This window comes from Micromonospora sp. NPDC048986 (assembly GCF_040649335.1).
GTDB classification, from domain to species: Bacteria; Actinomycetota; Actinomycetes; order Mycobacteriales; family Micromonosporaceae; genus Micromonospora; species Micromonospora alfalfae.
In genome coordinates this window covers 135,764-149,574 of record NZ_JBEZFJ010000003.1, presented here as the reverse complement: position 1 = coordinate 149,574, position 13,811 = coordinate 135,764, and the positions used below count along the sequence as shown (strand labels likewise).

At 71.8% G+C, this 13,811-nt stretch carries 18 protein-coding genes; 9 read left to right on the top strand and 9 right to left on the bottom strand.

Going from position 1 to position 13,811, the window contains the following annotated elements; genetic code table 11:
- Positions 1-15 precede the first annotated feature (15 nt).
- Positions 16-912: a ribokinase gene (locus AB0B94_RS08525; protein WP_266303494.1), complete on the top strand. Its 897-nt coding sequence runs from the start codon at positions 16-18 to the stop codon at positions 910-912.
- A 45-nt stretch (positions 913-957) separates the two neighbouring features.
- On the opposite strand, the gene AB0B94_RS08520 is transcribed toward AB0B94_RS08525, so the two are convergent.
- From AB0B94_RS08520 to AB0B94_RS08505, 4 genes are all read right to left on the bottom strand, one after another.
- Positions 958-1,686 (bottom strand): hypothetical protein, encoded by a 729-nt coding sequence (locus AB0B94_RS08520; protein WP_357270229.1) that lies wholly within the window; start codon positions 1,684-1,686, stop codon positions 958-960.
- A gap of 47 nt (positions 1,687-1,733) precedes the next feature.
- On the bottom strand, positions 1,734-2,123 hold the full coding sequence (locus AB0B94_RS08515) for a hypothetical protein (protein WP_357270226.1): 390 nt from the start codon (positions 2,121-2,123) through the stop codon (positions 1,734-1,736).
- Positions 2,120-2,602, bottom strand: coding sequence for a DUF6232 family protein (locus AB0B94_RS08510; protein WP_238670967.1), 483 nt, complete (start codon positions 2,600-2,602; stop codon positions 2,120-2,122). The genes AB0B94_RS08515 and AB0B94_RS08510 overlap by 4 nt, the downstream gene beginning before the upstream one ends.
- Before the next feature lie 499 nt (positions 2,603-3,101).
- Positions 3,102-3,581, bottom strand: a complete 480-nt coding sequence (locus AB0B94_RS08505; RefSeq protein WP_357270223.1) for a DUF6232 family protein — start codon at positions 3,579-3,581, stop codon at positions 3,102-3,104.
- A 98-nt stretch (positions 3,582-3,679) separates the two neighbouring features.
- Between AB0B94_RS08505 and AB0B94_RS08500 the strand changes: the two genes are divergently transcribed.
- Positions 3,680-4,453 (top strand): enoyl-CoA hydratase-related protein, encoded by a 774-nt coding sequence (locus AB0B94_RS08500; protein ID WP_357270220.1) that lies wholly within the window; start codon positions 3,680-3,682, stop codon positions 4,451-4,453.
- Between the two features lie 149 nt (positions 4,454-4,602).
- Entirely contained in the window at positions 4,603-6,225 is a 1,623-nt protein-coding gene (locus tag AB0B94_RS08495; RefSeq protein ID WP_238670970.1) for an acetolactate synthase, read from the top strand.
- 48 nt (positions 6,226-6,273) lie between these two features.
- Here the strand turns inward: AB0B94_RS08495 and AB0B94_RS08490 are convergent, their stop codons facing one another.
- Genes AB0B94_RS08490 through AB0B94_RS08480 form a run of 3 tightly spaced genes read right to left on the bottom strand, consistent with a single transcriptional unit; the run spans position 6,274 to position 7,409 of the window.
- Entirely contained in the window at positions 6,274-6,687 is a 414-nt protein-coding gene (locus AB0B94_RS08490; RefSeq protein ID WP_357270215.1) for a PLD nuclease N-terminal domain-containing protein, read from the bottom strand.
- A gap of 27 nt (positions 6,688-6,714) precedes the next feature.
- Positions 6,715-7,020, bottom strand: a complete 306-nt coding sequence (locus AB0B94_RS08485; protein WP_357270212.1) for a DUF202 domain-containing protein — start codon at positions 7,018-7,020, stop codon at positions 6,715-6,717.
- The gene (locus AB0B94_RS08480; protein ID WP_357271009.1) at positions 7,017-7,409 is read right to left on the bottom strand and encodes a DUF202 domain-containing protein; all 393 of its coding nucleotides are present in this window, start codon (positions 7,407-7,409) and stop codon (positions 7,017-7,019) included. Before AB0B94_RS08480 ends, AB0B94_RS08485 begins: the two co-directional genes overlap by 4 nt.
- Before the next feature lie 42 nt (positions 7,410-7,451).
- On the opposite strand from AB0B94_RS08480, the gene AB0B94_RS08475 reads away from it, so the two are divergent.
- The 4 genes from AB0B94_RS08475 to AB0B94_RS08460 all read left to right on the top strand — a co-directional run bounded on the left by AB0B94_RS08475 (position 7,452) and on the right by AB0B94_RS08460 (position 10,600).
- Complete coding sequence (locus tag AB0B94_RS08475) at positions 7,452-8,249, top strand: GNAT family N-acetyltransferase (protein WP_357270209.1); 798 nt, start codon at positions 7,452-7,454, stop codon at positions 8,247-8,249.
- Positions 8,246-8,659, top strand: coding sequence for a hypothetical protein (locus AB0B94_RS08470; RefSeq protein WP_357270206.1), 414 nt, complete (start codon positions 8,246-8,248; stop codon positions 8,657-8,659). Before AB0B94_RS08475 ends, AB0B94_RS08470 begins: the two co-directional genes overlap by 4 nt.
- A gap of 187 nt (positions 8,660-8,846) precedes the next feature.
- On the top strand, positions 8,847-9,626 hold the full coding sequence (locus tag AB0B94_RS08465; protein WP_112582103.1) for an electron transfer flavoprotein subunit beta/FixA family protein: 780 nt from the start codon (positions 8,847-8,849) through the stop codon (positions 9,624-9,626).
- Positions 9,627-9,640: 14 nt separating this feature from the next.
- Positions 9,641-10,600: an electron transfer flavoprotein subunit alpha/FixB family protein gene (locus AB0B94_RS08460; RefSeq protein WP_238670975.1), complete on the top strand. Its 960-nt coding sequence runs from the start codon at positions 9,641-9,643 to the stop codon at positions 10,598-10,600.
- A 94-nt stretch (positions 10,601-10,694) separates the two neighbouring features.
- On the opposite strand, the gene AB0B94_RS08455 is transcribed toward AB0B94_RS08460, so the two are convergent.
- A complete protein-coding gene (locus AB0B94_RS08455; RefSeq protein ID WP_357270203.1) occupies positions 10,695-11,504 on the bottom strand; it encodes an anti-sigma factor in 810 nt (269 codons plus the stop codon).
- Positions 11,458-12,060 carry an RNA polymerase sigma factor gene (locus tag AB0B94_RS08450; protein WP_357270199.1) on the bottom strand — a complete coding sequence of 201 codons (603 nt, stop codon included), beginning with the start codon at positions 12,058-12,060 and terminating at the stop codon, positions 11,458-11,460. The genes AB0B94_RS08455 and AB0B94_RS08450 overlap by 47 nt, the downstream gene beginning before the upstream one ends.
- A gap of 230 nt (positions 12,061-12,290) precedes the next feature.
- Between AB0B94_RS08450 and AB0B94_RS08445 the strand changes: the two genes are divergently transcribed.
- Both AB0B94_RS08445 and AB0B94_RS08440 read left to right on the top strand, forming a co-directional pair.
- Positions 12,291-13,121, top strand: coding sequence for a DUF4397 domain-containing protein (locus AB0B94_RS08445; protein ID WP_357270196.1), 831 nt, complete (start codon positions 12,291-12,293; stop codon positions 13,119-13,121).
- Positions 13,118-13,771, top strand: a complete 654-nt coding sequence (locus tag AB0B94_RS08440; RefSeq protein WP_357270193.1) for a class F sortase — start codon at positions 13,118-13,120, stop codon at positions 13,769-13,771. The genes AB0B94_RS08445 and AB0B94_RS08440 overlap by 4 nt, the downstream gene beginning before the upstream one ends.
- Positions 13,772-13,811: the final 40 nt, after the last annotated feature.

Genomic DNA, 13,811 nt, shown 5'->3' with positions numbered 1-13,811 from the left:
CAGGCGGAGACGGCCGTGCCGCAGACCCGGGTTGCCGTGGTGGGCAGCGCCAACATGGACCTGGTCGCGATGGCACCCGCGCTGCCGCGACAGGGCGAGACCATGCTCGGCACCGACTTCGTGATGGTGCCCGGCGGCAAGGGCGCCAACCAGGCCGTGGCCGCCGTCCGGGCCGGCGCCTCCTGCGCGTTCCTCGGCGCGATCGGCTCGGACGCCTTCGGCGTGACCCTCAAGGCCCGCATCACCGCGGCCGGCGTGGACACCAGTCAGCTTCGCGTGGTCTACGGCGCCTCCGGAGTGGCGCTGGTGATGGTCAACGCCCAGGGGGAGAACGCCATAGTGGTCACGCCAGGCGCGAACGACGCCCTGGTCGGCCTCACCGAGGAGGAGCTGACCACTGTGCGCGCGGCGGACGTCCTCGTCGCCCAACTGGAGATCCCGGTGCAGACCGTGACGGCCGCCGCGGTGGCCGCCCGCGAGGCCGGCACCAGGGTCATCCTGAACGCCGCACCGGCGCGGGACCTCCCACCCGAGCTGCTCGCCGCCGTCGACCTGCTGGTAGTCAACGAGGGCGAGGCGCAGGCGCTCGCCGGCCGGGGTCGGGAGGAGCCACGCGCGCTGCTCGACCTGACCCCCCGGGCCGTGCTCACTCTCGGCGGAGAGGGCGCCTGGTACGTCGACCGGGACGGCACCGAGGTGCACGTGCCGGCGGTACCTGTCGACGTGGTCGACTCCACCGCCGCCGGTGACGCGTTCACCGCCGCGCTGGCCGTCGGCTGGGGCGAAGGGCGCGACCTGGTCGACGCGGTGCGCTGGGCGTCGGCGGCCGGCGCCGCCTGTGTCCGCAAGCTCGGTGCCTCGGTGGCGCTACCGCAACGCGCCGAGATCGACGAGCTGTACGTACCTGCCTGAGCGCACCCTGTGCACCCCGGCCGGCTCGCCCGTGCGGGCCGGTCGTCAGGCGACGGAGTCGTCGGTGAGCTTCTCGCCGCGTCGGCGCAGCATGCCCAACCCGGGGATACCGGCCACGGCGAGCTTCAGGTCACGGGTCACGTCCAGCAGGTCGTGCAGGTCCGGCCCGACCCGGTCCAGCGTGGCCAGGATCGGCAGGATGTCCGCCGTCAGGTGTTCCTTGAGCTTCGGCAACTCGTCGATCAGGTGGATCGCCGCGCTGATCTCCTCGTGGCTCAACTCCTCCACGAACCGTCCGGCCATCGGCGCGGCCCGGCGCAACGCCGGCTCGTACGCCGCCAGCAGTTCTGCCGCCGTGGCGGCGGCCTCCGTCGCGGTGCCCACCGTGGTGGCGGCGCGGTTCGCGACCCGGTCGGCCTCGGCGACCACAGTGCCTGCCGCCCGGGAGACCCGGTCGGCCTCGGCGACCACCACTGCGGCGGCGGCGGCCACCTCGGTCGCGGTGTCGATGGCGGTGGTCGCGGCGGCGCTGATGACTGCCACCTCGCGGACCGCGGCCTCGGCGTCGGTGAGCACCTGATCGGTCCGATCCAGTGTCGTCTCGATCCGGTCGACCACGCCGTTGATCCGGGCCAGCAGCACCTCCACCCCGTCCAGTACGGCGAACGCGCGGGCGGGCACGGCCGCCATCGAGGCAGCGGAGCCGAGCGCCTGGTCGAGGGCGGAGCGGGTCAGGCCGACCACGGCGGCCGGGGTGGGGAGGGGAATCGCCATGGGGTCAAGTGTGCGTCGGTCGCACCACAACCGCCCGACGGAGCCGGTCAGCGGGGCCGTCGACCGGCGGTGGCGGCGCGGGCCACCCGCAGCGCCCACCAGATCAGCGGCACCTGCAACGGCACCCTGCCGTACGCGATGGCCCGTTTCGTCGGGCGGCGCTCGCGCCAGTCCACTGCCATCTTCACGTTCGCTGGTAGGACGGCGACGAAGAGTGCGGCGGCGGCCCGACCGCCGGCCTGCCGGGTGGCCGGGTTCGCGACCGTCGCCGCCACCGCCAGTTCGGCGACGCCGCTGGCGTACGTCCAGAATCGGGGCGGGCCGGGCAACGCGCGCGGCACGATCGGGTCGTAGACGCCGGGTCGCAGCAGGTGGGTGACGCCGGCCGCCGCGAGCAGGCCGGCCAGCGCGACGGCCTCGCCGCGACGGGTGGTCATCGATGGTCCCCCTGCTGTTCGACGGCGCGCTGCACGGCCCGGTAGATCTGCCCGAACCGTAGCGCGTCCGGGGTGCGCACCAGCAGATCCTCCCGGCCGTGGTGCTGCACCCACAACTCGTGCACGTGGCTGCCGCGCTCGTAGGAGCGGTCCAGCCAGCCGAGGGGGATCTCCAGGAACGGCAGCGACACCAGCGCCCCGACCGCGCAGGCGGCGAGAATGATCAGCGCCAGCTGCCAGTTGCCCCGATCCTGAGCCGACCAGGCCAGCGACAGCACGCAAACCACGGCGACCAACGGCGGCAGCGAGAGCAGCAGCACCAGGACACCGCGCCCCAGCACACGGCCGCGCACGGCGAGAGTTTTCTGCCCCCGGGCGTGCCAGACGAACGTCACGTCGGACAGGGCGATCACCTGGCCGCCCGCCCGGATCGACTCGGAGGTCACCTGCACCGCGTCGTCCCGGTAATAGAGGGTCATCACTAAGCCTAACCACCGCCAGGCAAACCTCGCCTCGTGCGGACCGCGGCGCTTGGCCTTCCTCGCAGAAGATCGGCGCTTCTTCGCAGAAGATCCGACGGGCCGCCCGACGGTAGCGGTGGTGTTGCGGCGGTCCTTTGGAGCTGAATCGTTTGCGACATCACGCGTCCCCCGCGTCGCGCCGTGCCCCGTCTCGCCGCGTCCCGCCGCGTCCCGCCGCGCCGTGCCCCGTTTCGCCGTGCCGTGCCCCGTCTCGCCGTGCCGTGCTCCGTCTCGCCGTGCCGTGCTGCGACTGCGGCGGTATGGCACTGCGGCACCGCAGGCCCTCGGTCCGATTCGTTTTCGATATCAGCTCCATAGGCGCTGCGGGAACGTTGCGCCCGCGCGCTGGCTGCGGGAACGCCGCGCTGGCTGCGGGAACGCCGCGCTGGCTGCGCCGGTCTCAAGCGGTGGGAACCGGCCCTCGGTCAGGTCGGGACGTGCGGCGGAACCAGGCTGACTAGCGGCGGGTGCCGGGGCGGGCCGGCTGGCTGTGCTCCACCGCGCGCTGCACCGCCCGGTAGATCTGCCCGAAGCGCAGCGCGTCACCGGTGCGCAGCAGACGTACCGGCTGACCCCGCCAACGGGCCCAGATCTCCAGTTGGCGGCTGCCCCGGGCGTACGAGCGGTCCAGGTGTTCGAAGAGGAAGTCGGCGACCGGCCCGACGGCCAACCCGACCAGCACCGACGCGCCGACTATCGCGATCGTCACTGTGGGTGAGCGGTGCAACCAGACGGCCACACCTATGCCGAGCACCGCGGCGAGCAGCGGGCCGGCCAGCGCGGCACCGATAGCACCCCGTCCCACCAGCACGCGCCAGGAACGGGTGCCACGGCGGTGCCAGATCATTGTGATGTCGGCCAGCTTGTAGCTGCGACCGTCGACACGGAGGGTGGTGGAGGTGACCTGCACCGACCTGTCGTCGTAATACGTGATCATGGCTGGACTCCCGCCCACGGGGCTGACACCACACTACTTACCCAAACGAGCCGGGTCGTAAGGTTGGCACGCGACTTCGACGAGGAAGTGAGGGCAGCGTGGGCGAGTTCGTTCGGCTGGAGACCACTGACGGCATCGGCACGATCCGGCTGGAACGGCCGCCGATGAACGCGCTCAACACCAAGGTGCAGGAGGAGTTGCGCGCCGCCGCCACGGCGGCCACCGCCGACCCCGAGGTCCGCGCCGTCATCGTGTACGGCGGAGAGAAAGTCTTCGCCGCCGGCGCCGACATCAAACAGATGGCCGATATGTCCTACGTGGACATGGCGGATCGGGCGGCGAACCTGTCCAGTGCGCTCGGCGCGATCGCCCGGATCCCCAAGCCGGTGGTCGCCGCGATCACCGGGTACGCCCTCGGCGGCGGCTGTGAGCTGGCGTTGGCCTGTGACTGGCGGGTGGTCGCCGAGGACGCCAAGCTCGGCCAGCCGGAGATCAAGCTGGGCATCATCCCGGGTGCCGGCGGCACCCAGCGGCTGGCCCGCCTGGTCGGCCCGGCCCGCGCCAAGGACCTGATCATGTCGGGGCGGATGGTGGACGCGCAGGAAGCGCTGCGCATCGGCCTGGCCGACCGGGTCGTCCCGGCCGCCGAGGTGTACGACAGCGCCGTCGCGCTGATCACCCCGTACCTGACCGGGCCGGTGCAGGCGCTGCGCGCGGCGAAGCTGGCTGTCGACGGCGGCCTGGACATGGATCTGAACTCGGGCCTGGCCTGGGAGAGTCAGCTCTTCGCGGCGCTGTTCGCCACCGACGACCGGCGCGAGGGCATGGCCGCCTTCGTCGAGAAGCGCAAGCCGGGCTTCACCGGCCGCTGATCCGACGCGGCCCGCCCCGGGCCGGTGATCCGTCGCCGCCTGCCCGGCGGCGCCCTGACCTTGGCAACGTCCGGTGGCCGGGGCCACGGTCGCAGGGCCATGTGACTGGCCGGTAACCTGTGATCCCGGCCACGGACGATGGGAGCGACATGACGGAGCGGATCGAGGGTCACGGCGGCGAGTTGGCGCTCGCGGCACTACGCGCGCACGGCGTACGGGAGATGTTCACGCTGTCCGGAGGGCACGTCTTCCCGCTCTACGACGCCGCGTACAAGACCGACTTCCCGATCTACGACGTCCGGCACGAGCAGTCCGCGGTCTTCGCCGCCGAGGCGGTGGCCAAGCTCCAGCGCCGCCCCGGTCTCGCCGTGCTCACCGCCGGGCCCGGTGTCACAAACGGCATCTCCGGCATGACCAGCGCGTTCTTCAACGCCTCGCCGGTGCTGGTGCTCGGTGGGCGCGCGCCCGCGTTCCGCTGGGGCTCGGGCAGCCTCCAGGAGATGGACCACCTGCCGCTGGTCGCCCCGGTCACCAAGCACGCCGAGACGGTGTTCAGCACCGACGACATCCCGCGTGCGGTGGGTGCGGCGCTGAACGCAGCGCTCACCCCGCACCGCGGCCCGGCCTTCCTCGACTTCCCGCTGGAGACGGTCTTCTCGGTCGCGGAGGCCGAGCTGCCCACCGTGACGGGTGTCGACCCGGTCGCGCCGGACCCGGAGGAGGTCGGCCGCGCGGCGATGCTCATCGCCGGTGCGCAGCGGCCGGTCATCATCGCCGGCTCCGACGTGTACGCGGGCGACGCGGTCGCCGCGCTGCGTGAGGCGGCCGAGGCGTTGCAGGTGCCGGTCTTCACCAACGGCATGGGTCGCGGCTCGCTCCCGCCGGAGCACCCGCTGGCGTTCGCCAAGGCCCGACGGGCCGCCCTCTCCGGTGCCGACGTGGTCGTGGTGGTGGGCACCCCGCTGGACTTCCGGCTCAGCTTCGGTGACTTCGGTGACGCCAAGGTGGTGCACATCGTCGACGCCCCCAGCCAGCGGGCGACGCACGTGCAGCCGGCCGTCGCGCCCGCCGGTGACCTGCGCCTGATCCTCTCCGCGCTGGCCGATCACTCCGGCGATCGGGCCGACCACGCCGACTGGATCGCCGACCTGCGCGTCGCCGAGGACGCGGCGAAGGCCCGGGACGCCGCGGAGATGGCCGCCGAGACCGACCCGATCCGCCCGGCCCGGATCTACGGCGAGCTGCGTCGGGCGCTCGCCCCGGACGCGATCACCATCGGCGACGGCGGCGACTTCGTGTCGTACGCCGGGCGGTACCTGGAGCCGGCCCAGCCCGGCACGTGGCTGGACCCGGGCCCGTACGGCTGCCTGGGAACCGGCATGGGTTACGCGATGGGCGCCCGGGTCAGTCACCCGGACCGGCAGATCTGCGTGCTGATGGGCGACGGCGCGGCCGGTTTCTCGCTGATGGACGTCGAGTCGCTGGTCCGCCAGAAGCTGCCGGTGGTGATCGTCGTCGGCAACAACGGCATCTGGGGGCTGGAGAAGCACCCGATGCGGGCCATGTACGGCTACGACGTGGCCGCCGACCTCCAGCCGGAGCTGCGCTACGACACGGTGGTCAGCGCGCTCGGCGGGGCGGGGGAGACGGTCGCCAAGGCGGCCGACCTGGGCCCGGCGCTCCAGCGGGCGTTCGACTCCGGAGTGCCGTACCTGGTGAACGTGCTCACCGACCCGACCGACGCGTACCCCCGGTCGTCGAACCTGGCCTGAGTCGCACCCGCCGCCGCCGCCGCTCCTGCGCCGGCGGCGGCGGCGCGTTCACACCTCCGGTCGGTCGCCCTCCCGCGGCGGCTCACCGTCGCGGCGGCGCAGGTCGTCCTCGCGTCGCCGCAGGTCTTCCTCCCAGCGTTGGAACAGCTCCTGGTCCTGCTGCTGGGCGCGTTCCTCGACGGAGCGCAGGAACTCCGGGTCGTCGTCGGGGGCCACCGGCCGAGGGCGCTGGCGCTCGCCGCCGCCGCCGCCCGACCAGCCGTTGCGGGCGCCGGGGCTGGGCTCCCGGCCGACGATGAACCAGGCGATCGAGCCGACCAGCGGGAAGAACAAGATGATCAGCACCCAGGCGATCCGGGGAAGGGCACGGATCTTGCCCTCCTCGGCGGAGAGGCAGCTGATCAGCGCGCAGACGGCGAGGACAATCTGCACCAGGAAGAGGAGTACGCCAAGCCGGGCCATGCACCCATGATGACGCACCGGCGCGCGTCACCCCAGTCCGCGCAGCACCAGCAGCACTCCCAGTGACGCCAGCACCACAGTGCCCACGGTGACCAGGGGAAGTGTCCGGCCGCCGGTGCGGGCCGGACCGGTGCCGGTGCCCCGTGGCCAGCAGAGCACCAGCAGGGCGCCCCACACCAGCACGGCGCCACCGGCGATCAGCGCACCGGTCGGGTCGCCGGTCGACGCCAGCCGGACGGCGAGCACTGTCACCACTGTCACCGTGAGCAGGGTGCGCCGCCAGGCCAGCCGGGTCCGCTCCGGTTGCAGCCCCGGGTCGCGTCCGGTGCTCACCGCCCGCCGACCGCCCGCATCAGGACGGCGGCGACCAGCAGCAACGCGCCGACGCCGACGGCGAGCGCCAGGATGGCGGGGAACCGGGACGCCGGCAGCTCCCGGCCGAGCCGGATGGCCCGCTCGGTACGCGCCCAGTGGTCCACCGCGCGGATCGCGACCGCCGCCCCGAGCAGCAGCAGCGCCACCGCGATCACCTCGCGCAGGTGACTCATCGGCAGGGGTGGCAGGAACTGCGCGGCGGCCAACCCGCCGCCGACCAGCGCCAACCCGGTGCGCAGCCAGGCGAGGAAGGTCCGTTCGTTGGCCAGCGAGAAACGGTAGTCAGGTGTCTCACCGACCGAGCCCAGCTCCGCCGGGTCGAACCACCGCTTGATCGCCTCCCACACAGTGGGAGAATATCCGCTTCCCATCCCGCTTAGCCTGGTCCGGTGACTGATCTCGACGTGCAGACGCTGCGGACCGCCTACGACAACCAACTCCGCCCGGAGATTCCCGACCCGGTTCCGGCCGGGGTCACTGTGGAGCGGGACGGGCCGCTGGTCCGCATCATCGGGCTCGACGCCGGCGGGTTCCTCACCTACCGCGACCTGGGTGGTTTGACCGGTGCCGCGCTGGACGAGTTGATCGCCCGGCAGGTGCGGCTGTTCCGCGAGCGCGGCCTGTCGGTCGAGTGGAAGCTCAACGAGCACGACGAACCGGCGGACCTGGCGGATCGGCTGCGCGCCGCCGGCTTCGTGCCGGAGGACCGGGAGACCGTCGTGGTCGGCCCGGTAGCGCCGCTGGCCGCCGCGCTGCCGGTCACCCCCGAGGGGGTACGCCTACGTGAGGTGACCTCCCGGGAGGATCTGGAGCGGATCGCCGCCATGGAGGAGGAGGTCTGGCAGGCGGACCGTTCACACCTCGTCACCGGGTTGGCCAAGGAGATCGACGCCGACCCGAACTCGATCACAGTGGTGGTGGCCGAGGCCGACGGGACCGTGGTGAGCGCCGGCTGGGTGCGGTTCCCGGCGAACACCGGCTTCGCCACGCTGTGGGGTGGCTCGACGCTGCCGCAGTGGCGGCGCAAGGGCATCTACCGGGCGCTGGTCAACCACCGGGCGCGGCTGGCCGAACAGCGGGGTCGCACGCTCATGCAGGTCGACTGTTCCGAGGACAGCCGGCCCATCCTGCAGCGGCTCGGCCTCGTCCCGGTCACCACCACCACCCCGTACGTCTACACTCCGTGATCATGGAGCAGCGGTTGACGGACGAGGAGCGGCTGACCCTCAAGACCGGTGCCTTCGGCGCCGTCTTCCTGGTCTCCAACGCCGACCCCGGTGTGCTGGGGGTGATCCGGGAGAGCATCGCCGCGTCCGGCGCGTTGGCCGGTGCCAGTGGCACTGTCAAGGAGGCGCTGACCACCGGCCCGCTGCCGCGACTTCCCCGGGACTCGCAGCTGGAGATCGAGTCGGTGGTGCTGCCGGCGCTGGGGCAGGCGGTGCGGATCCTGCGCGAGAAGTCCCCACGGGATGTGGACGCGTACCGCGAACTGGTGTTGGCCGCCGCGGACCAGGTGGCCCGCGCGCACGACGGAGTGGCACCCGCCGAGGCGGCGGCCATCGACCAGATCCGGGTCGCGTTGGCCGAGCCGGCCTGACCGGCGGCGCGTCGGTGAGCTGTGTCACTCTGAGTGCTGCCGGAGCGCAACCTACTGGCAGGTAACATTGCGTCGTGGGCAACTGCACAACCGCCCGCGGTTGACCTGGCGTCGACCGACGCGCGACGCTGCGCCCCAGACCGGGCGAGCGAATCGCAACACCACACAGGAGGGTCGTCGAAGCGCGATGAACATCGTCGTACTCGTCAAGCAGGTGCCTGATTCGGGCGCGGACCGCAACCTGCGCAATGACGACAACACCGTCGACCGCGGTTCGGCGAACAACGTGATCAACGAGATGGACGAGTACGCCATCGAGGAGGCGCTGAAGATCAAGGAGGCGCACGGCGGCGAGGTCACCATCCTGACCATGGGTCCGGACCGGGCGACCGAGTCGATCCGCAAGGCGCTCTCCATGGGCCCGGACAAGGCAGTGCACGTGCTTGACGACGCCCTGCACGGCTCGTGCGCCGTCGCCACCTCGAAGGTGCTCGCCGCCGCTCTCGGTCAGCTCAATGCCGACCTGGTCATCTGCGGCGCCGAGTCCACCGACGGCCGGGTCCAGGTCATGCCGCACATGATCGCCGAGCGGCTGGGCGTCGCGGCGCTCACCGGAGCCCGCAAGCTCACCGTCGACGGCGCGACGCTGACCGTCGAGCGGCAGACCGAGGAGGGCTACGAGGTGGTCACCGCCGCCACCCCGGCGGTGGTCTCCGTCTGGGACACCATCAACGAGCCGCGCTACCCCTCCTTCAAGGGCATCATGGCCGCCAAGAAGAAGCCGGTGCAGACGCTCTCGCTGGCCGACCTCGGGGTCGCGGCCGACGAGGTGGGCTTCGACGGCGCCACCAGCGCCGTCGTCGAGCACACCAAGCGCCCCCCGCGCTCCGGCGGCGCCAAGATCACTGATGAGGGCGAGGGCGGCGTCAAGCTTGTCGAGTTCCTCGCCACCGAGAAGTTCGTGTGAGAGGGGGGTCTGACATGTCCGAGGTTCTCGTCGTCGTCGAAGCCACAAAGGAATTCGGCGTCAAGAAGGTCACCCTGGAAATGCTCACCCTCGCGCGTGAGCTGGGCACCCCGAGCGCTGTGGTGCTCGGCGGCGCTGGCGCCGCCGAGGCGCTGAGCGGCAAGCTGGGCGAGTACGGCGCGGAGAAGATCTACGCCGCCGAGGGTGACGAGATCGACGGCTACCTGGTGGCCCCCAAGGCGACAGTGCTCGCCGAGTTGGTCAAGCGGGTGCAGCCGGCCGCCGTGCTGCTGGCGTCGGCCCAGGAGGGCAAGGAGATCGCCGCCCGGCTCGCCGTCAAGCTCGACAACGGCATCCTGACCGACGTTGTCGGCCTGGACGCCGACGGCACCGCGACCCAGGTTGCCTTCGCCGGCTCCACCATCGTCAAGTCCAAGGTCACCAGGGGCCTGCCGTTGGTCACCGTCCGGCCCAACTCGGTCACCCCTGCCCCGGCAGCGGCCACCCCGGCGATCGAGCAGCTCAGTGTGTCGGTCACCGACACCGACAAGCTGGCCACCGTCGTCGAGCGGGTCGCCGAGCAGAAGGGCTCCCGCCCCGAGCTGACCGAGGCCGGCGTGGTCGTCTCCGGCGGTCGGGGCGTCGGCAACGCCGACAACTTCAAGCTGGTCGAGGAGCTGGCCGACCTGCTCGGCGGTGCCGTGGGCGCGTCCCGCGCGGCCGTCGACTCCGGCTTCTACCCGCACCAGTTCCAGGTGGGCCAGACCGGTAAGACGGTCTCCCCGCAGCTCTACGTCGCCCTCGGCATCTCCGGTGCCATCCAGCACCGGGCCGGCATGCAGACCTCGAAGACCATCGTCGCTGTCAACAAGGACGGCGAGGCGCCGATCTTCGAGCTGGCCGACTTCGGGGTGGTGGGCGACCTCTTCAAGATCGTCCCGCAGGCCGCCGAGGAGATCCGCAAGCGCAAGTAAGCCAGCGCTACGACAGTGGCCGCCCGTTCGAACGGGCGGCCACTGTCGTAGCGGGAGCTGATCGGCGAGCCGGGGAGCTGAGCCGGCCCGCCGATCAGCCCGTCAGGGAGCCCCTCAGCAGACTGTCGCCGGAGTGGCGGGTGTTGTTGTCGTACTGCTCGGCGGAGACGTCGACCACCGAATAGCTCTTGAGGTCGACATTCGGGGGCAGGGGTAGCAGCGCGTCCGAGCCGCCACCCAGGGTGCCGACCGAGAACATCTCCATCGTCGTCGGATTGATGAGCCAGACCTCGTAGTACCCCGCGACGCTCGGGAGATTCGCCACATGCAGATGTAGTTGGCCGTCCTTCAAAACCCGGGCGTCACCAGTGGCCGTCGGCGGGGTGGTCCCGTACGCGGCCAGCGGCGCGCTCGCCACCACCACCGGCGTCGGGGTGGGCGTCGGATCGTCCGGTCGGAGCACCGAGACGGTGCCCACCACGCCGACCGCCGCGGCAGCGGCCGCTGTCACCGCGGTGGCCACCCAACCGGACCAGCCGCGACCCCGGCGGGATCGCCGCCCCGGGTCCAGTCGGGTCACCGTCGACTCGGCCGCCGCGCCGAAACTCTGCTCAGCCGTCGTGGTGTCGGCCTGCCCGGGCACCCGGTGTCGACGGGTCTCGGTCAGCAACGGCCCGGCCTCCGCGGCCCTGACCTGGGCTTCGATGCCCTGCCAGACATGCTCCGGCGGGTCGGGCAGGTCGGCCAGGCCCTGCGTCTCGGTGCCGAGCCCCGCCACCTGCTGAAGGCTAGCGACCTCCGCGCGGCAGAGCGCGCAGGTGCCGAGGTGGGTGCTCTCCCCGTTGTCCGCCTCGCTCTCACCGAGTGCCAGAAATACCAGCCGGTCGTGGTCCAGGTGCTGCACCGTCCACCTCCCATCTGCGCTTCAAGCTCGCCATGCCGCGTCGGATGTGACTCTTCACGGTGCCCAACGGCACACCGGTCACAGTGGCTATCTGCTGGTGTGTCAGGTCGTCGTAGAAGGCCAACTCCAGCATCCGTCGCTGGTCGTCCGGGAGGCGAGCCAACTCGTCGGCGATCACCAACCGGTCCACCACGCGGTCCGGATCCGGCTGGGTCTGCGCCGGCTCGGGCAGTTGCCGGACCGTCTCCACCACCCGGGTCTCCCGGGCCGAGGCGCGCATCCGGTCGATCACCTTCCGCCGGCCGATGCCGAGCAACCAACCGATCAGCGACCCCTTGGACGGGTCGAACGTGTCGCGACCCAGCCAGGCGGCGACGAACGTCGCCTGGGTGACGTCCTCGGCGTCGCTGCGGTTCGCCAGCATGGACGTGGCCAGGTGAAGCACGGCACGACCGTAGCGGTCGTACGCCTCGCGGAGCGCCAAGTCGTCACCGTCGCGGAACCTGCGGTCGAGGTCGTCCACCGGAGGATCCGGTTCCTGTCGTAGCGCCGTCATCGGGCGGCTCGCCTTCGATGGGGCATGCCCGACTGTAGCTGCCACAGTCTCCGCCCCACTTCCCCGGTCGATCTCATCTCACCAGCTATTCGTCGCCGGACCCCGCTGCGGATGCGGTCGCGGCCGAAAAAGAAAAGTGCCTCCGGGGCGCATCCGCCCGTCCGAGAGCCGGCGTAACCCGTTCTGCAAGCCAGGCCTGACGAATCAGCACCAAATACCAGGAGGCAGACATGCAGCTCTCGTACTTCCGTCGGGTCGCCGCGGGCGGCGCGGCCGCCGCGCTGGCCTTCGCCGGCGTCGGTGCCCTCACCGCCAGCCCCGCGTACGCCGCCACGTCGAAGGTCTCCGTCGTGCACGGCATTCCGGACACCCCGGTCGACGTCTACGTCAACGGCAAGAAGACGCTCGACAACTTCAAGCCCGGCGACGTCGCCGGCCCGCTGAACCTGGAGGAGGGCGACTACGACATCGCGCTCACCAAGCCGGGCGAGCCGATCGGCAGCGCGATCCTCACCGTCGACGACGCCGCCGTGCCGGGCGGTGCGAACATCAGCATCGCGGCCCACCTCGACGCGGCCGGCAAGCCGAAGATCACCCCGTTCGTGAACGACGTCTCGAAGGTCGACGCCGGCAAGGCGCGGCTGATCGTCCGGCACACCGCCGCCGCCCCGGCGGTCGACGTGCGCGCCGGTGGCACCCCGGTCTTCGAGGGCCTCACCAACCCGAACGAGGCCAAGGGCGACGTCGACGCGGGCGCGGTCAAGGCGGACGTGGTGCTGGCCGGCACCGACACCGTCGCCATCGGCCCGGCGGACCTCAACCTCAAGGAGGGCACCGCCACAATCGTCTACGCGATCGGCTCCGCCGAGGGCAAGACCCTCGACGTGGTGGCCCAGACCATCACCGGCCTGCACTCCGCCCCGGGCGGCGTGCCCAGCGGCGACGGCGGCCAGGCCGGCACGGGCGTGGACACCTGGTGGTACGTGCTCACCGGCGCCGGCGTACTCCTGCTGCTTGGTGGTGGGGTGCGGATGGCGACCGCGCGGACCGGCCGCAAGTGACGGTGCGCAATCGCGGCGCGCTGGCGGCAGTGGCCGCCGGCGTTGCCGCGCTCACCGCCGCCGCTCTGGTGGCCTGCGCCAACCAGCCGGCCGGGACGGTGGGAGCCGAGGAGGCGAGCACGCTGGCCAGCCCGGCACCGACCGCGGCCGGTGCCCCGTCGGTGCCGGTCACCGCGGGTGAACTGCCCGCCGGTCCGAAGATCATCCCGCCGGTACGGCTGCTGATCCCGGAGATCGGCGTCACCGCCACCGTCAACGCTGTCGGCATCAACGAGCGGACCAACGAGTTCGAGGTGCCGCCCAGCGTCGATCAGATCGGTTGGTACCGCTACGGCCCCGGCCTGGAGGCGGAGGCCGGCTCGGTGGTCATCGCCGGCCACGTGGACAGCGCCAAGCAGGGCAAGGGGGCGTTCTTCCGGCTGCGTGAGCTGGACCAGGGAGACACGGTGACAGCGACAGGCAGCGACGGCGGGGCGAGGCGCTACCGGGTCGTCGCCCGGGAGGAGTACGCCAAGACCAGGATCCCGCTGGACCGGTACTTCGCCCGCGACGGCAAGCCGCGACTGACCCTGATCACCTGTGGTGGGCCGTTCGACGCCGAGGCGCGCAAGTACCGCGACAACATCGTCGTCACCGCGGTGCCCGTCTGACCAGGTCCGCGCGCATCGGGCCGGGGTGGAGTTCCACCCC